Origin of the sequence: Actinobacillus seminis, assembly GCF_002263215.1 — a bacterium.
GTDB classification, from domain to species: Bacteria; Pseudomonadota; Gammaproteobacteria; order Enterobacterales; family Pasteurellaceae; genus Actinobacillus_B; species Actinobacillus_B seminis.
Window position 1 is genome coordinate 84,458 of record NZ_NLFK01000002.1, and the last position, 21,070, is coordinate 105,527.

The window sequence follows — 21,070 nt, forward strand, 5'->3', positions numbered from 1 at the left end:
TCTTACCATTCTTGCTCAATAGTAACGGGTTAAAGCTTATTTCGTTTCATCCGAAGGAAAGGCTTAATCGTAAATCTATATCTATTTTAACTTGATGGTGCTGCATGGTTGTTAATTTTATTCCGCTTAAAATTGCTAGACTTTTGAGCATAATTGCTTACAATCGGAAGCAGTTTATGTATTTTTTATGTTTTAGGAAAGCAAAATGGAAAATATTATTGTGGTCGGAGGTGGAGCCGGCGGTTTGGAGTTGGTAACTTATTTAGGCAATAAATTGGGGCGTAAAAATAAGGCGCGGGTAATATTGATTGATCGAAATAGCGCACATTTATGGAAACCCTTATTACACGAAGTAGCAACCGGATCCTTGGATGATGATATGGATGCAGTGAGCTATCGTGCACATGCTAAAAATCATGGCTTTGAGTTTCATCAAGGTTCCTTAACCGCAGTCAATCGTGAACAAAAAAACGTGATTTTAGCGCCGATTTATAATGCGGAAAATGAATTATTGGTGCCGGAACGAACCATTCCCTATGATAAATTAGTCTTGGCAATTGGCAGTAAATCCAATGATTTCGGCACGCCTGGCGTATCGGAGCATTGTATTTTTTTAGATAGCACGGATCAGGCAAAATTATTCCATCAACAAATGATGGAGCTGTTTTTAAAATTTGCCAATAACGACGAAAAAGATGTACATATTGCGATTGTTGGCGGCGGTGCTACGGGGATTGAACTGTCCGCCGAGCTTTATAATGCCGCAACGCATTTAAACCATTACGGATTTGGCAAATTAAATAGCGCCAGCCTAAAAGTCACTTTGTTGGAAGCCGGTTCGCGCTTATTGCCGGCATTGTCTGACCGTATTTCAGTTTCGGCGGAAGCGGAATTGCGGCGGTTAGGCGTAGATGTGCGCACGAATACCGCAGTAACCAAAGCTATTGCTAATGGATTAGTGACCAAAGATGGAGAAACTATTTTTGCGGATTTAATGGTGTGGGCTGCGGGCGTCAAAGCTTCTGACATGACCAAAAATTTTGGCTTTGAAACCAATCGATTAAATCAAATTGAAGTCAAAAATACATTGCAAACCACTGTGGATGAAAATGTGTACGTGATTGGTGATTGTGCGGCATTGTTGCAAGAAAACGGTAAACCGGTACCGCCACGCGCACAATCGGCACATCAAATGGCGACCGTGTGTGGCAAAAATATTGTAGCACAATTGAATCATCAGTCATTGAAGTCTTTTGTGTATAATGATCGCGGTTCGCTGGTATCTTTCTCACGTTTTGGTACCGTGGGAAGTTTGATGGGTAATTTAACTAAAGGCTCCATGTTTATTGAAGGTCGGATTGCGCGTTTAGCGTATTTGTCGTTATATCGTATGCACCAAGCGGCGTTGCACGGTTGTTTTAAGACCGGTTTGATTATCCTTGTAGGACGTATTAATCGCTTGCTACGTCCCTCTATGAAGCTGCATTAAGCTAAAAAGTGCGGTTAAAAAATACCGCACTTTTTTCTATCTACAAAAGGCGTAAAATCAAAATTCGTTTGTTTTGTTTACTATTAAGGAAAGAGGAATGTTACTGTATTTTGTTATTATTGCATTTTGTGCCGGTATCGCGCTGGCAATTCAAGCGGCAATTAATACGCAATTGGCAGCGGCGTTCGCCGGTCAATCTGTGATTGCGGCATTCGTTTCTTTCACCGTCGGCGCCTTGTTGCTGTTTTTAATTTGCTTATGGAAAACCGATTTGTTTGTCGCCTTACAGGAAATTCCTAGGCAGCCTTGGTGGAAAATTATCGGCGGTCCGCTCGGTGCTATGGTTGTGTTTACCACGATTTTCCTTGCGCCGAAAATGGGCGTAACCAATATGTTGTTTTTTATTATTGTTGGGCAATTGATCACTGCTATGGTGATCGATCATTTTGGCTTGATCGGCATGGCGCAACGCTCCGTTAACCTCTGGCAAATTATTGGCGTTTTAGTGATTGGCTTGGGGTTGACACTCTTTTTCTTCGGTAAAAAATTTTTCGGTTAATTGCCTTAAAATCGGATAAAAAACACCGCACTTTTCAACTTGGTGTAAAAGTGCGGTGTTTTTTCATGTGATTTTAATTAAAGTACTGCTCCAGCGATGCCGATAAATAATCCGGCAATAGCTCCGCTCATGAGATTAGATAGTGAGCCGGCAATTACTGTGCGTAACCCCATGCGGGCGACATCACTGCGTCGATTAGGAGCCATACTGCCCAGTCCGCCGACTAAAATAGCGATAGAACCTAAATTAGCAAATCCACATAAGGCGAAAGTGCCGATAGCAATAGTTTTAGGGCTAAGTTGTGTTTCTGCATTTGAGCTTAGGTAGTTGGTGAAATCTACGTAGGCGATAAATTCGTTTAGGATTAATTTTTCTCCAATTAATGCGCCGGAGATTTGAGCTTCATCCCAAGGGACACCGATTGACCAAGCTATCGGGCGGAAAAGATAGCCTAGTAACGATTGTAAAGTAACGCCATCTTGTCCGATAAATCCGGCGATAGCGGAGATAATCCAGTTCAACATTGCGATTAAGGCAATGAAAGCAATTAACATTGCGCCAATATTGATAGCTAATTATGCACCGGAGGCGGCACCGGTTGCAGCCGCTTCTATCACATTACTTGGTCTTTCGTTTTCGTTGGACAGTTTTATATCATCAACAGGTATTTCTGTTTGTGGATATAATAATTTAGCAAACAATAACTCTCAGGGTACTGCCATAAAGGAAGCGGCAATTAAATAAGGAAGCGGAATACCAAACCCAACATAGCCGGCTAATGACGCACCGGCAATAGAAGCAAGTCCACCAACCATCACCGCAAATAATTCTGATTTGGTCATTTGTTAGATAAAAGGCTTTACTAATAGAGTAAGACAAATATACCGAATAAACTATTTAGTACACTCATGAAAATCTCCTTATATTAAAAGACCGTCCGGTTGCAAACCTAACGGTCTTTTTCAGGGATGTTATAAATTGAAATAATTAACTGCCAGTTGTGCACCGACTTTGGCATTATGTTTAACAAGATGAATATTGGCTTGTAGGCTTTTTCCTTCGGTTAATTCCACAATTTTTCCAAGTAAAAATGGGGTAATATTTTTTCCTGTAATGCCTTTTTCTTCCGCTTCTTTAACTGCTGCTTCAATGATACTGTTAATGTATTCAGGAGATAAGGCGTGCTCTTCTTCAATTGGGTTAGCTACGACAACTCCGCCCTGTAATCCCAGCTCCCATTTGGTTTTGATCATATCTGCAATACGCTGTAAATCATCTGAAGAAAGAGGCAGTGCTAAACCGCTATCACGACAGAAAAACGCCGGTAAATTTTCTGTTTTATAACCAATAACAGGTACCCCTTTTGTTTCTAGATATTCCAGCGTTGCCGGCAAATCTAAAATAGATTTTGCTCCTGCGCAAATAACGGTCACACTGGTTTGTGCCAGCTCTTCTAAGTCGGCGGAAATATCTAAGTTATGTTCCCAACCACGATGAACGCCGCCTAAGCCTCCGGTAACAAAGAATTTTATTCCTGCTAATTCTGCTGCAATCATAGTTGAGGCGACGGTTGTCGCTCCTAATTTTTTAGACGCAACAATATCAGCCAAGTCACGACGAGAAACTTTAGCAATCCCTTTGCTGCTACCAAACATTTCTAATTCCTCATCAGACAAGCCGATTTTAATTTTTCCATCCACGATAGCAATTGTCGCCGGTACTGCGCCATTATCACGGATAATTTGCTCTACTTCCCGCGCCATTGAAACATTTTGCGGATAAGGCATGCCATGGGAAATAATAGTAGATTCAAGTGCAATAATCGGTAATCCTTTTGCCATACCGTCTTGGACTTCTTGAGATAATACTAGATAATTATTCATAATTAATAAGTCTCCATTTCGATTTCCAGTTGGTTTTTTGTTAAATTAGGACGAACGGTAAATTCAGATTGAATCGTATGGTACGCATTTGTCATACCTGCCAATACGCATTCGTCTTCCGTTTTGTTTTCCAGCCAAGCATCAATAAATGCCGCACTGAAAGAATCTCCCGCGCCGGTAACATCAATAATTTTATCTGATGCTACTGCCTTAACAGGATACCATTTATAGTATTTTCCGGAGGCTAATAAGATGCCTTTTGCCCCGGATGTAAGAATAATTTTATTAACTCCCATTTGTAATACTTCGTTTATGGCAGCGCGTAATGCTTCTTCGGTATCCAAAATTTTCTCGGTAAATGTGGCTAATTCACCTTTATTAATGAACAAACAATCAACGCCGGCTAGTTGTTTTGGTAAATGTGTCATTTTAGGCTCGGAAACCGCAATAACCGCAAGCTTAATTTGTTGTTTTTGTGCATAGGCACACAAGAATTCAAGGGTTTCTTTCGGGCAATTAAGATCTACCACAATACATTTCGCTTTATGTAAGAAGGCTTGTTTTTTTATTAAACATTCTGCAGTAAAATGATCGTAAATTGACATATCGGCAAGACCAAGATACATTTCACCTTCTTTATCAAGTAAAGCTGTATAGCAGCCTGTAGATTGATTTTCCATAACAATGACGCCCTCCGTATTCATAAATGGGGAGGAAAAGGCTTTTATCCTTGCCCATTCGGGATCATTTCCTACGGCAGAGATAAAAATAACATCCTGTTCCAGTCTTCCTAAGTTTTCAGCAACATTGCGTGCAACTCCGCCAATAGATACGGTGGACGTAATAGGATTTGAGGTGTAACCTTGTAGCTCCGCTTCTGTTTTAATTTTTCTGTCCAGATTGGCGGCACCGATACAAATAATGCTATTTCGCTCATTAAGGATATAGGCTTTACCCAGCAGAAAGTTTTTCTTCACAAGCGCGGAAATAATATTTGCTACAGCGGGCGAGATAATGCAACTTTGTCTGCAAGTTCTTGTTGAGAGATAAAAGGATTTTGACGAATGAGGTCAAGGATTAATCGCTCGTTATCCGTCATAGTATGTCCTCCTTTTGACTTAAACATAAGTTTTTAATTTAAACTTATGTTTAAGATTCTAAGCTAATTATTTAAGAACACAAGGAACAATAACTGGATTTGTGCACAAGATCACAAATCCGGTTTAATTAGTCTCAATGTCATTGTAATTACACTGTTAAATTTTTAATGGCTTGGATAACCAAGTCCCAAAATTCTTTGTGCTTTAATTTAGTTGCAACTTGCGTATTACAAGGTTTAGGAGGATAACGAAAATCAGCTACTGTCATACCTAAAGTATGAGTACCGGTTAATTCAATACTCACAGGTACTTTGACTGTCTCAATTAAATCCGGGTTGATAACATAAGCGACGGCACAAGCATCATGTACCGGAGGATTGTCAAATCCTTGAGATTTTTTATACATTTTTCCAAAAAACTCAAGTAATTCGACTACAAATTTTGCCGACACAGTTCCTATTGCCTCAATTTGACTAACCACTTCAGGTGTTGCCAGAGCTTGATGTGTTAGATCAAGCCCCACCATGGTAACTTTCCATCCGGCGCTGAAAACGATATGTGCCGCTTCCGGATCAATTTTAATATTAAATTCTGCAACCGCACTCCAATTTCCAACATGATATCCACCGCCCATGAGTACAACCTCTTTTACACGATCAATAATACGAGGTTCTAAACGAGCTGCTAAAGCGATATTGGTTAATCCTCCTGTTGGCACGAGAGTAATGGTTTTTTCCGGATGTGACATAATTAAATCAATAATTAATAATGCCGCATGCTTGTCACAGAATGTTTGGGTGGGAACGGGTAAATTTGGACCATCTAACCCACTATCCCCATGAATATCCGGTGCATTTTCAATTGCTCTGATTAAAGGGCTGCATGCCCCTTTCGCAAAAGGAATTCCGCGAATGTTGGCTATTTCGGCAACGGCAAGAGCGTTATACGACACTTTCTCTAATGTTTGATTGCCAACGACGGTTGTAATGGCGAGTAAGTCAATATCAGGATTGCCCCAAGCTAACATCATTGCTATCGCATCATCATGACCAGGATCACAATCTAAAATAATTTTTTTCTTCACTATGTTTCTCCTTTGATATCATAAAAATACACTAATTTACTTGCTATTATTGATGTGTTCGTTTGATTTTTTTGAGCAAAATCACTACAAAATCATTTTTACCAATTTATCTGCTTTGACACGGGCAAATTTTTTCAGCAACTTTTGGACTGGTGCAGGATATTGATCCATGTCTTCCAGCTCACTGTAATGGCTTAATCTTTGCGTATTGCGGCGGATATGCGCCAATTCTTGTAAAACTTGCCGGCGTAATTCCTGTTTTGGATCATGAATAAACAATCCATTTTCCGCATCTAAGCGCCAAGCGCGAGGATTTAAATTATTGCCGGTGAGCAAAATGTAACGATCGTCCACCCATACACCTTTTAAATGGTAGGTGTTATCTTGATCTTTCCAAGTACGGATTACCAATTGCCCTTGCTTAATTTGTGTTTCAAATTTTTGACTGAAGCGACGTAAATTGCTTTCATACAAATAAGGTAAGGCGCCCACCATTTTGAATGGCTCGGAAGGGGGAATATAAAAATCGTTGGCAATTTTATCGCCCACAATAATTTCAACTTGTTTCCCATTGGCAAGTAAATGGCGAATTTTTTGTTTTAAGGAGCGCGGTAAATTGAAATATGGTGTACAAATTACTAAATTGTTTTCCACTAATTGAAACAAATCTTCAATGGTTCGATTGAGAATATTGTTATTTCCCAATCCAAAGAGTGGAGAAATAGTTAAACTGTCGTTTAACGTAATCACATTAGGTATATGATATTGCGCCTGCGCCATTAAATTTTTACGAAATTGTCGAATAGAAGGACGAAAGCTTTTTGTCTGCGGACGTTGATATCGATCCAAGGGTAACACCGCGCTCGGATCGGATAAATAATTACACACAAAATTCACCATAATATCTGCCAGTGCAGCGTTGGTAATTTTGTGATAACGATCGTAACGGTATTTTTCTTTTTGGTGCAGATAAACATTGTTAATGCTGGCACCGCTGTAGAGCAATGTGTCATCAAAAACAAAGCCTTTAATATGCAGCACGCCAAACACTTCGCGCGTATTAATCGGGATACCAAAAAACATGGATGTTGCTTGCTCGCCGGCAAGTTTTGCTTGTTGCTCACAATACCAATCGGCGTTGGTGGCGGATTTTTCAGCGCCTAATAAATTGCGTTGTGCGCGATGCCAATCCACGAAAATCTTTACTTCCAGCTCTGGGTTGGCTTGTTTGGCGCGATAAACTTCCGCTAAAATTTCTTGCCCGGCTTCGTCATTTTGCCAGTAAAGTGCGGTAATATAAATCCTTTTTTGCGCTTGGCGGATCAATTGAATAATGCGTTGTTTAAAGTCCGCAGAGCAATAAATAAATTCCACTTGATCCGCGCTTAAAGGCAAACAAGCCAAACGGTCAAGATTTTGTCGTGCACGTTTTGTTTTATTAATCAACATAAATCTGCTCTATTTTTCTTCTTCGAGAACTAATCCGTTAGTTTACAATATTTAGTTGTGAACTTGGTAGAAAAAAGGTATTTTTTCGTTATAATGCTTAAAAAACTCCATAAAGTGCGGTCATTTTTCGCTCACTTTATCCCTTTTACGACTTATTGGCAAATAAATATGAATACAAAAAAAACAACTTTCCAACACGCAAATCAATCTTCCCGTTTTAGTGAGCGTGTGGTCGGTGAAAAAATGTCGCAAAATCGACCGCACTTTGAGCGCTATAAACGAGATGAAAAAGCCCATTTTAAGCAAGATAAACGCGCAGGACGTCCGTTTGAGAAAAAAGCGCTAACGCCTTCCGTGCGCACGGTGACAGAATGTACAATGGAAAACGCCGGCGGTCGAGGGCAAGTGAAAGTGGTGGTGAAACGTTCGGAAAATGATGCGGTACGCGCAAAGAAAACCGGACCGTTATCACCGCGAGCGCCGGAAAAAATCAAGAAAAACCGTCTAGAAGAAATGAAAGTATATGGCGAAAATGCCTGTTTGGCGTTGTTTGCGCAACGTCCGGAAAGCATTGTGCGGGTTTGGACGACGGTAGAAATGGCGCATTGCGTGGGCGATTTGTTCCGTTATTTGGCGGCGAATAAAAAAGTTTATCATGTGGTGGATACGCAAGAATTAGCCTTAGTTAGCGGTTCTGAACATCATGGCGGGATTTGTATGTTAGTGAAAAAATCTCGTCCGTTTACGCTTTCCGGCTATTTGGATATTCCGCGTAATGCAGATTGTTTGGTCTTACTTAACAAAATTCATAATACCTACAATATCGGCGGTATTGTACGTACCTGTGCTTATTATGGTGTGAAAGGCGTGATTGTTGAGGATGGCGAGCGTTTAAATTCAGCGGTGGCAATGCGCGTGGCGGAAGGCGGCATGGAATATATTCGTCCATTGCAAATCAATACCATTCCAACCGCGTTGCAACAATTGCGTCAAGCCGGTTATCAAATTGTACATTTGACCAATAATAAGCAAGCGACAGACTTTGCTAAAGTGCGGTTGGAAAACAAGGTGGTTTTTGTGTTAAGTGATGTGCCGGATGATAATCTTGTGCAAGATAACGACGTTGTTGCTAATCTTTCTTATGCCAACCCGCTGAAACACGGTTTGAATGTCGCGGTTGCCTGTGGTGTTGTATTGGCAAAATGGACGATGCCATCATAAAAGTGCGGTCAAAAATGTGCGTTTTATGCCACCGGGAATGGTTAAAGTTGATCGGCGTGATGAAGCAACACAAAGCGTTCCCAGAGTTGATCCTCGGTTTCGATATGATCGGGATCGGTTTTGATACAGTGAGTGATCGGGCAGACTTTTTGGCAGGTCGGTTTGTCGTAGTGACCGACACATTCAGTGCATAAATTCGGATCGATGACATAAATTTCCTCGCCTATGGAGATAGCTTCGTTGGGGCATTCGGCTAAGCACATATCGCAATTGGTGCATTTGTCCGTGATTAAAAGTGCCATGACGATCCTTATGAAATAAATGGAAAGTGCGAGATTATAAAGAATTCAAGATAAAAATTAAATAGGAATTTTATGAAGCAAAAACAAATCATTCAATTATCGCTTTTTGTGATTGTCTTTTTTATGTTTTTATTGGCAGGCTGGTATTTTTTTGCGAAACGGAAAGAAGCGGTTTGGGTGACAGTGGATCGTAACTATGATTATATTATGAAAAACGATCCGATTGGACAGAATGCCTCAGCAAAGTTTCATTATTATACCTTGGTGTTATCTTGGTCGCCGGCATTTTGTGATGTACAACGTCGGCGTTATGGCGATAAATTACCGGATTCGTTGGAATTGCAATGCGGTAATACGCAAAATTTTGGTTGGGTCATTCATGGTTTATGGCCACAAAATCAGCAAGCACGTCGCGTTTCTGATCACCCGCGTTTTTGTCAAGGCGATTTGCCGCGCGTGGATCAAGAGTTGATTGAGGAATTTTTACCGGATAGCCCTAGCGCCTATTTGTTACAAGGTGAATGGGAAAAACATGGAGCTTGCGCGTTTCCGGATGCTAGAAGTTATTTTGAAAAAGGGCGTGAGTTATTTAAATCGTTGATTTTGCCGGATTATGAATTAGATACGCGTAATGAATTATTTCGTTGGATTCGTAATAATAATCCGCAGTTAGAACATGCCTTTTTAGGCGCTAATCGCAATGAATTATTTATTTGTTACGGTTTGGATTGGCGTGTGATTGATTGTCCGCGCAGTCGTATTGGTTATTAATTTTGAAGAAAAAAGCACATCAAGGGCGATTTACCCTCCCTTTAAAAAAGGGGAAACTAAACAACCGACTAATTAAGATGTGGTTTTTTTTATGACTAAATACAACCAAGCTTTTCAAACAACAATTGATTGATTTTTATCTTAAAAATGGTAAAAATTCGCCGGGCTGTTGGAATTTTCAGCTTATAAAAACGACGCTAAAACAACGGATATAACCAATATAATCATCATGGAAAAATGGGTTATCTGTTTTAGTCAAATAACTACCGCTTCCCTACGGTCGTTGCTGAATCCAAAAAACGTTAAAATTAATTACGTTTTTTGGGATTTCCTATTTATAGAGCAAAGTCCTTAGATTTTTCTTTTGCAACTTTCTGTAGAGTGTTTTTACCTGACAATTTATCATTTTACGATAAACTAATGTGTGCTGGTGCTTGTCGTGGTGCGGTTGGCACGTTTACGATCATTTTCTGTCAGCAATTTTTTGCGGATGCGAATTGATGTTGGGGTAACTTCAACTAATTCGTCATCATCAATAAATTCAATCGCTTGCTCCAGCGAGAATTTCACCGGTGTAGTCAACTGAATGGCATCATCTTTGCCGGAAGCGCGCATATTGGTTAATTTTTTACCTTGTAAACAGTTAACCGTTAAATCATTTGAGCGGCTGTGAATACCGATAATTTGCCCCTCGTACACTTCCAGCCCATGCTCAATCATCAATTTACCGCGTTCTTGCAAGCCCCATAACGCATATGCTAATGCTTTACCGGTCGCATTGGATATTAAAACCCCGTTTTTACGCTGACCAATTTCGCCCGGTTTGATATCATCATAATGGCTAAAGCTGGAATATAATAAACCGGTACCGGAGGTCATGGTCATAAATTCATTACGGAAACCAATCAAACCGCGGCTTGGGATCACGTATTCTAAACGTGTACGCCCCTTTCCGTCCGGAATCATGTCTTTCACTTCGCCTTTACGAATGCCCAACGCTTCCATTACCGCGCCTTGATGTTGTTCTTCAATATCAATGGTCACTTGCTCGAATGGCTCTTGTTTACGGCCATCGATTTGTTTAAAAATGACTTTTGGACGAGAAACCGCTAATTCGTAACCTTCACGACGCATATTTTCAATTAATACAGATAAATGCAATTCGCCACGACCGGAAACACGAAACGCATCCGGATCTTCGGTTTCTTCCACGCGCAATGCCACGTTGTGAATCAATTCTTTTTTCAAACGTTCCAAGATTTGGCGTGAGGTGACATATTTTCCTTCTTTACCACAGAATGGCGAGGTATTGACGCAGAAGAACATGGTCACCGTCGGCTCATCAACACTTAATGCCGGTAAGGCTTCTACATTGTTAATGTCGCAAATCGTATCGGAAATATTTAAATCACCCAAACCGGTAATCGCAATAATGTCGCCGGCAAAAGCTTCTTGTGCTTCATAACGTTGTAAGCCAAGATGTCCCAACACTTGACCAATACGTCCGTTACGAGTTTTTCCATCCGACCCGATTAAGGTAACCGCTTGATTCGGTTTCACGGAACCGCGTTTAATACGCCCAATGCCGATAACACCGACATAGTTGTTGTAATCCAATTGAGAAATTTGCATTTGGAACGGTTCATCTAAGTGAACTTCCGGCGGCGCAACGTGTTTAACGATCGCTTCAAATAATGGCGTCATATCCGGTGCTAAATCTTCGTGATCTGAACCTGCAACCCCATTTAACGCGGAAGCATAGATAATCGGGAAATCTAATTGTTCGTCAGTTGCACCTAAATTTACAAATAAATCAAATACTTGATCTACAACCCAATCCGGTCTCGCGCCCGGTCTATCCACTTTATTGATTACTACAATCGGTTTTAAACCGTGAGAGAAAGCTTTTTGTGTCACGAAACGGGTTTGCGGCATTGGACCGTCGAAAGCATCAACGATCAATAATACGGAATCCACCATGGATAACACGCGTTCCACTTCGCCACCAAAATCCGCGTGTCCCGGAGTATCTACAATGTTAATACGATAATCGTTCCAGTTAATCGCAGTATTTTTGGCTAAAATTGTGATACCACGTTCTTTTTCCAAGTCGTTAGAATCCATTATACGTTCGTCAACGTCTCCGCGTGTTTCACCCAATGTGCCGGATTGTTGCAATAATTTGTCAACAAGGGTGGTTTTACCGTGGTCAACGTGAGCAATAATTGCGATATTGCGCAATTTGTTAATATCAATTTTGTTTGTCATTTGAGAAATTCTTAAGCTATAAAAAGTAAAAAATTATAACCGCACTTTGCACCGAAAATACGAAAGGTCGTGGATTATACAACTTTTTACAAAAATGAGCTATTAAATAATCGTAAGGAAATCTAGCGGAAATCAGATAATTTTCAATTTTAATTGTCCAAAACAGATTAAATCTAAATGAAATATAATTTTTATCTCATTTATTAGTTAATAAATGCAAAATTAAAAGTTTTTATTAAATATTTTAGAAAAAATACTTGTTTTTTGTAAATGATATGTTATTTTGAGTTCTGTGATTTATAATAATGCACAACATCAAAATCTTACACGTAACTGTTTTTAACTCTGAGAGGTTTATTATGCCAAATACGGCTGTTGCAAACGTATTTAAGTTAATTGAAGAAAACAATATTAAATTCGTACTTCTTCGTTTTACAAATATTAAAGGTAAAGAACATGGCGTTTCCATTCCGGTGAGTCAAATTGATGAAGATCTATTTGAAGATGGTAAAATGTTCGACGGTTCTTCCGTAGAAGGTTGGAAAGCGATTAATAAAGCAGATATGTTGTTAATGCCAATCGCGGAAACCGCTGTGGTCGATCCGTTTGCGCAAATTCCAACGCTTTCCATTCGCTGTAGTGTTTATGAGCCGAGTACCATGCAAAGTTATGATCGCGATCCTCGCTCAATTGCGATGCGCGCAGAGAGCTATATGCGTTCAACCGGCGTGGCAGACAATGTGTTCTTTGGACCGGAACCGGAATTCTTCTTGTTTGACGATGTACGTTTCGATATTTCTATGAATGGTAACTCTTATGTTATTGACGATATTGAAGCGGCGTGGAATACCAATAAACAATACGAAGGCGGTAACAATGCTTATCGTCCGTTGAAAAAAGGCGGTTATTGCGCGGTGGCACCAAACGATAGCGCTCACGACATTCGTTCTGAAATGTGCTTAATTTTAGAAGAAATGGGCTTGGTCATTGAAGCACACCACCATGAAGTAGCGACTGCCGGACAAAATGAGATTGCAACTCGCTTTAATTCTTTAACCTTAAAGGCGGATGAAACTCAAATTTATAAATACGTGGTGCAAAATGTAGCCGCGGAACATGGTAAAACAGCGTGCTTTATGCCAAAACCGATCACCGGCGATAACGGTTCCGGTATGCACTGTAATATGTCGTTAAGCAAAGACGGAAAAAATATTTTCCAAGGAGATAAATATGCTGGTCTTTCTGAAACCGCGCTTTATTATATCGGCGGTATTATTAAACACGCAAAAGCCTTAAATGCGTTTACCAACCCGTCCACCAACTCATACAAACGTTTAGTACCGGGATTTGAAGCGCCGGTATTATTGGCTTATTCTGCAAGTAACCGTTCTGCGTCAATTCGTATTCCGGCAGTTACCAGCCCGAAAGCTATCCGTATTGAAGCACGCTTCCCGGATCCGCTGGCGAACCCATATTTAGCATTCTCCGCGTTGTTGATGGCAGGTTTAGATGGTGTGCTCAACAAAATTCACCCGGGTGATGCAATGGATAAAAACTTATACGATTTGCCGCCGGAAGAATTAAAAGAAATTCCGGCAGTATCAAGCTCTTTAGGTGAAGCCTTAGATAATCTTGAAAAAGATTATGAATTCCTAACCCAAGGCGGCGTATTCACAAAAGACTTTATTGACGTCTTTATTGAAATGAAACGTAAAGAGGTAGAACGTCTAAACATGACACCACATCCGGTTGAATTTGAAATGTATTATGCATAGTTGATTGAATAGGAATAATATAGTTATAAACTTAATATAGGCGGCTACATAGGTCGCCTATTGTTTTATACTAAATCAGTAATGTTGGCAAATTAATCGGCTAATAATTTAATTTACTTGCTTCAATATTTCTTCGATTTTTGCAGATCTGATGATTAAATTAGCAAAAAATAATTATTGATAATCATTATCAGTTAATATAAGATATGTCTGCATTTATAGTCAATAACACGAGGAGAATTTATGCGTTTACTTATTGCAATTAGTTTGATGCTTGGAACACTATTCAGTCTACCCGGCTATGCTAAATTTAAGGTGATTACCACTTTTACTGTCATTCAAGACATTGCACAAAATGTTGCAGGTGATGCAGCCGTCGTTGAGTCGATTACTAAACCGGGAGCGGAAATTCATGATTATGAGCCAACTCCTAAAGACATTGCTAAAGCGCAGTCGGCTGATTTAATTTTGTGGAATGGATTAAATTTGGAACGTTGGTTTGAGCGTTTTTTCCAGAATATAAATAAGAATGTTCCTTCGGTTGTAGTAACAGAGGGGATAAAACCTATTTCTATTTCTGAAGGTCCGTATCAAGGTATGCCTAATCCTCATGCATGGATGTCGGCGTCTAATGCCTTAATCTATATTGAGAACATTAAGCAAGCATTTATCAAATATGATCCGAAAAATGCAGATATTTACCAAAAAAATGCCAGTGCTTATGCGGAAAAAATTAAAGAACTGGATAAACCTTTGCGTGAAAAACTTATGCAAGTGCCTGAAAATCAACGTTGGTTAGCAACAAGTGAAGGTGCATTCAGCTATTTGGCTCATGACTATGGATTTAAAGAAATTTATTTATGGCCAATTAATGCGGAGCAACAAGGTACACCGCAGCAAGTTCGCAAATTGATTGATTTAGTACGGAAGAATAATGTTCCGGTGGTCTTTAGTGAAAGCACTATTTCACCTAAACCGGCTCAACAAGTAGCAAAAGAAAGCGGAGCAAAATATGGTGGTGTGCTCTATGTTGATTCATTATCAGCTGCTGATGGCCCGGTTCCAACTTATATTGATTTATTAAAAACAACTGTTACTACTATTGTTAAAGGATTTGAAAAATAATGCACTCTCCGATTCCCGTATCAATTGATGTACAAAATGTTACCGTTAGATACAATAACGGGCATAAAGCGATTTATGATGTTTCTTTTAGTTTACAAGGAGGAACTACTTGTGCATTGGTCGGAGTAAACGGGAGCGGAAAATCAACATTATTTAAGAGCCTAATGGGATTACTTAAACCACAGCAGGGAAACATCCACCTCTGTGGTTTACCTATCCGGCAAGCCTTAAAACAAAATTTAGTTTCCTACGTTCCTCAAACAGAAGAAGTCGATTGGCAGTTTCCTGTTTCTGTTTATGATGTTGTCATGATGGGGCGTTATGGATATATGAATTTTTTGCGTAGACCTAAGACGTCAGATAAGGAACAAGTATTACAGGCAATGCAGCGTGTTGGTATTGAGCATTTAGCTGACCGTCAAATAGGTGAACTTTCCGGAGGACAGAAAAAAAGAGTATTCCTAGCTCGTACATTAGCACAACAAAGCAGAATTATTCTCTTAGATGAACCTTTTACCGGAGTAGACGTACAAACAGAAAATGCAATCATGAGTCTATTGACAAAATTACGTAGTGAAGGCTATTTAATTTTAGTTTCGACCCATAATTTAGGTTCTATACCGGATTACTGTGATCAAGTTGTCATGATTAATCGAACAGTATTGGCATCAGGCACGACACCAACGACATTTACGCAAAAAAATTTAGAGTTAGTCTTTGGCGGTGTATTGCGCCATATTAAGTTGTTAGGTAGTGATTTACATAATGATGCGGATGAGCGTTCTGTGACTGTATTAGCTGACGATGAATTACCTGCTGTGTTTTATGGTCAAACTAAAGATGATCCTCCGGCACCAATGAGTAAACCAACATTGAGTAAAAAGTAAAAAGGCGCTGTTTAGGAAATTATTATGGTAGCAATGTTGTTAGAGCCTTTTAGCTATGAGTACATGGTAAAAGCAATAATAGTCAGTGCGGCAGTAGGCGGAATTTGTGCTTTTTTATCTGCATATTTGATGTTGAAAGGTTGGTCACTAATCGGTGATGCCTTATCCCATTCCGTCGTACCCGGAGTGGCAATTGCCTATTCTCTGGCTTTGCCATATTCTTTCGGCGCATTTTTTTCCGGAATTTTAGCCGCACTTTCTATTATTTGGATAAAATCTATCACAAAATTACGTGAAGATGCCATCATCGGTTTTATTTTTACGACATTTTTTGCGCTCGGATTATTTATTATTTCGATTAACCCGACGGCAGTCAATGTACAAGAAATTATTTTAGGCAACATATTAGGTATTGCGGATGAAGATATTATGCAAGTAGCCTGTATTATTTGTGTTTGTCTGGGCTTATTACTGATCTTTTGGAAAGATTTGGTATTAGTTTTCTTTGATGAAATCCATGCCACTTCTGTGGGATTGTCCATTAACCGCTATAAAGTTCTTTTTTTCACTTTACTCAGTGCTTGTGTTGTCGCGGCACTTCAAACAGTCGGAGCAATTTTGGTAATTGCAATGGTGGTTACACCCGGGGCTACAGCCTATTTGTTAACGGATCGTTTCAGCGTATTGGTAAAAATCGCTGTGTGTCTGGGGACACTCACTAGCGGTATCGGAGTCTATCTAAGCTATTTCCTTGACGGAGCAACCGGAGGAGTTATTGTTTGTTTACAAACACTGTTATTCCTAATGTCATTCTGTTTTTCACCTAAATATGGTTTGTTGACAAGACGCAAAATACACAGGGAGGAGACTAATGGATAGCTTTGTTGCTTGGTTTTTAGAACCGATAGCGTATCCGTTTATGCAAAATGCGTTATTGACTGCCCTGATTGTTGCATTAATTTGTGCAGTATTATCCTGTTATTTAGTATTGAAAGGTTGGGCATTGATGGGGGATGCGGTATCTCATGCGGTTTTACCGGGAATTATTCTTGCTTATTTACTCGGACTGCCATTGTTATTTGGTGCATTTTGCGCCGGTGTGACCTGTACATTAAGTATCGGGTATTTAAAAGAAAATAGTCGAATTAAAGAAGATACCGCAATGGGAATTGTATTCTCCGGTATGTTTGCTTTGGGGCTGGTTTTGTTTACCAAAGTAAAAACGGATCAACATCTTTCCCACATTCTGTTTGGTAACTTACTCGGTATAAGTGCATTAGAACTCATTCAAACTGCAATTGTTTCAGCCATTATTTTTGCAATTATTTTATTAAAACGACGGGATTTTTTACTATATTGTTTCGATCCCAGCCATACCAGAGTCGCAGGCTTATCGCCTAAATTATTGCATTATGGACTGTTAACATTACTGGCATTAACAATTATCACTGCAATGCAAGTAGTTGGCGTAATCTTGGTTGTTGCAATGCTTATTTCACCGGGAATTATTGCTTATATATTAACCAAAAGCTTTGATAAAATGCTGGTAATTGCCATTTGCGTATCGGTGTTCTGTAGCATTTTCGGTGTAATTTTAAGTTATCATTTAGATTCGGCACCCGGTGCTACAATCATTTTATTACAAGCAAAAAAAAAAAAAAATTAATAATTTTATGTGCTTTTAGGAAAATATTATGTGCGGATTTGTTTTTTCATCATCTTTACCATCAGATGACTTCAATCGAGGATTTAATAGTCTAACTCATCGTGGTCCTGATCATCAAAGTCTTACCACCGAGTATGGTTGTACTTGGGGATTTCATCGCCTATCAATTATGGACTTGAGCGACAAAGGCAACCAGCCATTCCAACATTGTGGCGTACAACTGGTATGTAATGGCGAAATTTATAACTATCAACAACTGAGAACCTTGCTGGAAAATGGTTACACATTCCATTCCGGTAGCGATTGTGAAGTTCTTATTCCCCTTTATGAACGCATGGGCATTGAGATCATGATGAAGATGCTGGACGCGGAATTTGCGTTAGTTTTAATGGATAGCAAAACCGGACAAATTTATGCCGGACGGGATCCAATGGGTATTCGCCCCATGTTTTATGGTTATGATAAACAAACCGGCGGTATTGCATTTGCTTCTGAAGCCAAAGCCTTAGTGCCATTTTGTCGCGACATTATGCCATTCCCGCCGGGACATTATTATGCTGATGGCAAATTTATTTGCTACAACGATTTGGCGGATCCAAAAATAGTAGTCGAACAAGATGTTGATACTATCGCTCGGCATTTACGCCGCAAATTAGAAGACGGCGTCATTAAACGCTTAAGTGCTGATGCGCCGCTCGGCTTCTTATTAAGCGGCGGTTTGGATTCCTCTTTAGTTTGTGCCATTGCACAAAAACAGTTGGATAAACCAATTAAAACCTTTGCAATCGGTATGGATACTGATCCAATTGATCTCAAATACGCCAAAGAAGTGGCTGATTTTTTAGGCACGGAACATACTGAAGTGATCATGACCAAAGACGATATACTTGACGCCGTGGAAAAAGTCATTTGGCATTTGGAAACTTGGGATATAACTACCGTGCGCGCCAGTATCGGGATGTATTTAGTGTGCAAATATATTCGTCAACATACGGATTTAAAAGTCTTACTCACAGGGGAAGTAAGTGACGAGATTTTCGGTTACAAATATACCGACTTCGCACCGAACGCCGCCGAATTCCAAAAAGAAGCACAGAAACGTATTCGTGAACTTTATATGTACGACGTATTACGCGCTGATCGTTGCCTTGCCGCACATTCTTTAGAAGCACGCGTTCCATTCAGCGATATCGATTTCGTGGATTACGCCATGAGCATCAACCCGGAACGCAAAATGAATGTGTATAACAAAGGGAAATATTTGCTACGTAAAGCCTTTGAAGGATTAAACTATTTACCGGATAGTATTTTATATCGTGAAAAAGCGGCGTTTAGTGATGCGGTAGGACATTCAATGGTGGATTATCTGAAAGCATTTGCTGAAGCACAATATTCGGATAGCGATTTAGCGGATGCCAAAAATAAATATCCATATGGCACACCATTTACCAAAGAATCCTTGCTTTACCGTGACATCTTTGAAAAATTCTACCCGGGTCAAGCACACTGGATCAAAGATTTCTGGATGCCAAATAAAGAATGGCAAGGTTGCAACGTCAACGACCCAAGCGCCCGCGTCCTCGGCAACTATGGTGATAGCGGCAAATAATCTCTCATCTCAACAGTTACCGAAAATTTCGGTAACTGTTTTTACTTAAATGTACGTTAACAAAAATGAGTGAAAAATCGACCGCTCTTTTATTCCTCATGAAGAAAACAAACAGTCCATTATTGCCGCTTATCGCAGCGGAAGTTGCGGTTCTTGCAAAACCAAAGTAATCAGTGGCGACTATGAAACCACCGGTCAAGTTGGTTTAACTGAACAAGAAATCGCTGAGTGCTACGTCCTTGCTTGTAACTGACAATGAAAGGGCGACATCAGCGTGGATTTATTGCCGGATCAATCTCATTAATCCTAAAAAAGTGCGGTCAATTTTTACTGATTTTCGCAAAAAAATAGCCGCACTTTTCGTTATCGTTTAAGTTTAAACTTCTAAATATTCCATAATGCCTTGTGCCGCATCACGTCCTTCCGCAATCGCAGTGACCACCAAATCGGAACCGCGGGTAATATCGCCACCGGCGAACACTTTTGGATTGGCAGTTTGTTGTTTTAACTCGCCGCCTGCCATAATGCGTCCACGATTATCGGTGGTCACGCCAATATCCTCCAACCAAGGCAGAGCATGCGGTGCAAAGCCGAATGCCACAATTACCGCGTCACACGAGATCACTTCTTCACTGCCCGCAATAATTTGCGCTTGACGACGACCTTGCGCATCCGCCTCGCCTAATTCCGTGCGAACAATTTTAATCCCCGTCACATTGCCCGCGCCATCGGTTTGTATTGCCACCGGATCCGCTTCAATTTGCACGGGTTGCGCATTAAAGAAAAAGTCCACGCCTTCTTCTCTCGCGTTGTTATATTCTTTGCGGCTGCCAGGCATATTAGCGGCATCACGACGGTATACACAGGTCACCTCCGCCGCACCTTGACGAATGGATGTCCGCACGCAATCCATTGCGGTATCACCGCCGCCCAACACGACAACGCGTTTGCCCGCCATAGACACATAATCCGGCGCCTCCAAACCGAGCAAATACTGCGTATTGCCGATTAGAAACGGTAATGCCGAATAGACGCCTTGCGCTTCTTCATTCGGGATACCGGCTTTCATACCCTGATAAGTTCCCACGCCGAGGAACACCGCATCATATTGCGCCACCAAATCGCCAAGAGAAATATCCTTGCCGATTTCCACGCCCAATTTGAACTCAATGCCCATTTCATTGAACACTTGGCGACGACGGATCATCACCTCTTTTTCCAATTTAAAGGATGGAATACCAAAGGTGAGCAAGCCGCCAATTTCTTGTTGGCGCTCATACACGACCACGTCTACACCGTTGCGAATTAACACATCAGCACAACCTAATCCCGCCGGTCCCGCACCGACAACAGCGACCTTTTTGCCGGTCTTCACCACACCGGATAAATCCGGTTTCCAGCCCAGTTCAAAGGCTTTTTCGGTAATATAGCGTTCAACGCTGCCAATCGTCACCGCGCCAAATTCCGAATTCAGCGTACAAGATCCTTCACACAAACGATCTTGCGGACAAACCCGACCACATACTTCCGGCAAACTGTTGGTACGGTGCGCCAATTCTACCGCATCAATAATACGATCTTCTGTTGCCAAACGTAGCCAGTTTGGAATATTGTTGTGCAATGGGCATTTATGCTGACAATATGGATTACCACATTCCAAACAACGATCTGATTGTGATTCCGCTTGGGCATCACTAAATATTTGATAAATTTCAATAAACTCGGTTTTACGACTGCTCAATGGAATTTTTGAGGGGGCAACACGAGGTAAATCAATAAATTGGTAAACATTATCACGGCTCATTTTATTATTCCTTCTCCAGTTTTTGCGCTATGAAAGTGCGGTCAATTTTGCCAAAATTTCGAAAAAAAACACCGCACT

Annotated in this window: 19 protein-coding genes and 1 pseudogene; 11 read left to right on the forward strand and 9 right to left on the reverse strand. The window is 40.4% G+C overall.

What is annotated here, in order from left to right; genetic code table 11:
• The first annotated feature begins 205 nt into the window (after nucleotides 1-205).
• Together CFY87_RS02625 and CFY87_RS02630 are read left to right on the forward strand one after the other, a co-directional pair.
• Nucleotides 206-1,489 (forward strand): NAD(P)/FAD-dependent oxidoreductase, encoded by a 1,284-nt coding sequence (locus CFY87_RS02625; protein ID WP_094945751.1) that lies wholly within the window; start codon nucleotides 206-208, stop codon nucleotides 1,487-1,489.
• Between the two features lie 97 nt (nucleotides 1,490-1,586).
• The gene (locus tag CFY87_RS02630) at nucleotides 1,587-2,048 is read left to right on the forward strand and encodes a DMT family transporter (protein WP_094945752.1); all 462 of its coding nucleotides are present in this window, start codon (nucleotides 1,587-1,589) and stop codon (nucleotides 2,046-2,048) included.
• Nucleotides 2,049-2,125: 77 nt separating this feature from the next.
• Here the strand turns inward: CFY87_RS02630 and CFY87_RS02635 are convergent.
• The 6 genes and pseudogenes from CFY87_RS02635 to pssA form a co-directional block, all read right to left on the reverse strand.
• A pseudogene (locus CFY87_RS02635) lies at nucleotides 2,126-2,917 on the reverse strand (NupC/NupG family nucleoside CNT transporter); the annotation flags it as partial.
• 102 nt (nucleotides 2,918-3,019) lie between these two features.
• Nucleotides 3,020-3,931, reverse strand: coding sequence for a pseudouridine-5'-phosphate glycosidase (locus CFY87_RS02640; protein ID WP_094945753.1), 912 nt, complete (start codon nucleotides 3,929-3,931; stop codon nucleotides 3,020-3,022).
• A gap of 2 nt (nucleotides 3,932-3,933) precedes the next feature.
• The gene (locus tag CFY87_RS02645; RefSeq protein WP_236757326.1) at nucleotides 3,934-4,908 is read right to left on the reverse strand and encodes a carbohydrate kinase family protein; all 975 of its coding nucleotides are present in this window, start codon (nucleotides 4,906-4,908) and stop codon (nucleotides 3,934-3,936) included.
• Nucleotides 4,909-4,928: 20 nt separating this feature from the next.
• The gene (locus CFY87_RS12080) at nucleotides 4,929-5,030 is read right to left on the reverse strand and encodes a winged helix-turn-helix transcriptional regulator (protein WP_236757327.1); all 102 of its coding nucleotides are present in this window, start codon (nucleotides 5,028-5,030) and stop codon (nucleotides 4,929-4,931) included.
• Between the two features lie 149 nt (nucleotides 5,031-5,179).
• A complete protein-coding gene (gene uriH / locus CFY87_RS02650) occupies nucleotides 5,180-6,115 on the reverse strand; it encodes a uridine-preferring nucleoside hydrolase UriH (protein ID WP_094945754.1) in 936 nt (311 codons plus the stop codon).
• 84 nt (nucleotides 6,116-6,199) lie between these two features.
• Nucleotides 6,200-7,564, reverse strand: a complete 1,365-nt coding sequence (gene pssA, locus CFY87_RS02655) for a CDP-diacylglycerol--serine O-phosphatidyltransferase (RefSeq protein WP_094945755.1) — start codon at nucleotides 7,562-7,564, stop codon at nucleotides 6,200-6,202.
• A 162-nt stretch (nucleotides 7,565-7,726) separates the two neighbouring features.
• Here pssA and CFY87_RS02660 point away from each other — a divergent pair, with 162 nt between their 5' ends.
• A complete protein-coding gene (locus tag CFY87_RS02660; RefSeq protein WP_094945878.1) occupies nucleotides 7,727-8,785 on the forward strand; it encodes a TrmH family RNA methyltransferase in 1,059 nt (352 codons plus the stop codon).
• A gap of 41 nt (nucleotides 8,786-8,826) precedes the next feature.
• Here CFY87_RS02660 and CFY87_RS02665 read toward each other — a convergent pair whose 3' ends face one another.
• A complete protein-coding gene (locus CFY87_RS02665) occupies nucleotides 8,827-9,087 on the reverse strand; it encodes a YfhL family 4Fe-4S dicluster ferredoxin (protein WP_094945756.1) in 261 nt (86 codons plus the stop codon).
• A gap of 72 nt (nucleotides 9,088-9,159) precedes the next feature.
• On the opposite strand from CFY87_RS02665, the gene CFY87_RS02670 reads away from it, so the two are divergent.
• Nucleotides 9,160-9,858: a ribonuclease T2 family protein gene (locus tag CFY87_RS02670; RefSeq protein ID WP_094945757.1), complete on the forward strand. Its 699-nt coding sequence runs from the start codon at nucleotides 9,160-9,162 to the stop codon at nucleotides 9,856-9,858.
• A 417-nt stretch (nucleotides 9,859-10,275) separates the two neighbouring features.
• On the opposite strand, the gene typA is transcribed toward CFY87_RS02670, so the two are convergent.
• Nucleotides 10,276-12,126 (reverse strand): translational GTPase TypA, encoded by a 1,851-nt coding sequence (gene typA / locus CFY87_RS02675; RefSeq protein WP_094945758.1) that lies wholly within the window; start codon nucleotides 12,124-12,126, stop codon nucleotides 10,276-10,278.
• Nucleotides 12,127-12,485: 359 nt separating this feature from the next.
• Between typA and glnA the strand changes: the two genes are divergently transcribed.
• The 7 genes from glnA (at nucleotide 12,486) to CFY87_RS12405 (ending at nucleotide 19,441) form a co-directional block, all read left to right on the forward strand.
• Complete coding sequence (glnA, locus tag CFY87_RS02680; protein WP_094945759.1) at nucleotides 12,486-13,901, forward strand: glutamate--ammonia ligase; 1,416 nt, start codon at nucleotides 12,486-12,488, stop codon at nucleotides 13,899-13,901.
• 243 nt (nucleotides 13,902-14,144) lie between these two features.
• Nucleotides 14,145-15,026: a metal ABC transporter substrate-binding protein gene (locus tag CFY87_RS02685; RefSeq protein WP_094945760.1), complete on the forward strand. Its 882-nt coding sequence runs from the start codon at nucleotides 14,145-14,147 to the stop codon at nucleotides 15,024-15,026.
• The gene (locus CFY87_RS02690) at nucleotides 15,026-15,913 is read left to right on the forward strand and encodes an ATP-binding cassette domain-containing protein (RefSeq protein WP_094945761.1); all 888 of its coding nucleotides are present in this window, start codon (nucleotides 15,026-15,028) and stop codon (nucleotides 15,911-15,913) included. The genes CFY87_RS02685 and CFY87_RS02690 overlap by 1 nt, the downstream gene beginning before the upstream one ends.
• Nucleotides 15,914-15,937: 24 nt before the next feature.
• Nucleotides 15,938-16,792 (forward strand): metal ABC transporter permease, encoded by an 855-nt coding sequence (locus CFY87_RS02695; RefSeq protein WP_094945762.1) that lies wholly within the window; start codon nucleotides 15,938-15,940, stop codon nucleotides 16,790-16,792.
• On the forward strand, nucleotides 16,785-17,579 hold the full coding sequence (locus CFY87_RS02700) for a metal ABC transporter permease (RefSeq protein ID WP_094945763.1): 795 nt from the start codon (nucleotides 16,785-16,787) through the stop codon (nucleotides 17,577-17,579). Before CFY87_RS02695 ends, CFY87_RS02700 begins: the two co-directional genes overlap by 8 nt.
• Before the next feature lie 28 nt (nucleotides 17,580-17,607).
• A complete protein-coding gene (gene asnB, locus CFY87_RS02705; protein WP_094945764.1) occupies nucleotides 17,608-19,188 on the forward strand; it encodes an asparagine synthase B in 1,581 nt (526 codons plus the stop codon).
• A 121-nt stretch (nucleotides 19,189-19,309) separates the two neighbouring features.
• Nucleotides 19,310-19,441: a 2Fe-2S iron-sulfur cluster-binding protein gene (locus CFY87_RS12405; protein ID WP_272896434.1), complete on the forward strand. Its 132-nt coding sequence runs from the start codon at nucleotides 19,310-19,312 to the stop codon at nucleotides 19,439-19,441.
• A 123-nt stretch (nucleotides 19,442-19,564) separates the two neighbouring features.
• On the opposite strand, the gene CFY87_RS02715 is transcribed toward CFY87_RS12405, so the two are convergent.
• Nucleotides 19,565-20,992 carry an FAD-dependent oxidoreductase gene (locus CFY87_RS02715; protein WP_094945765.1) on the reverse strand — a complete coding sequence of 476 codons (1,428 nt, stop codon included), beginning with the start codon at nucleotides 20,990-20,992 and terminating at the stop codon, nucleotides 19,565-19,567.
• Between the last annotated feature and the right edge of the window lie 78 nt (nucleotides 20,993-21,070).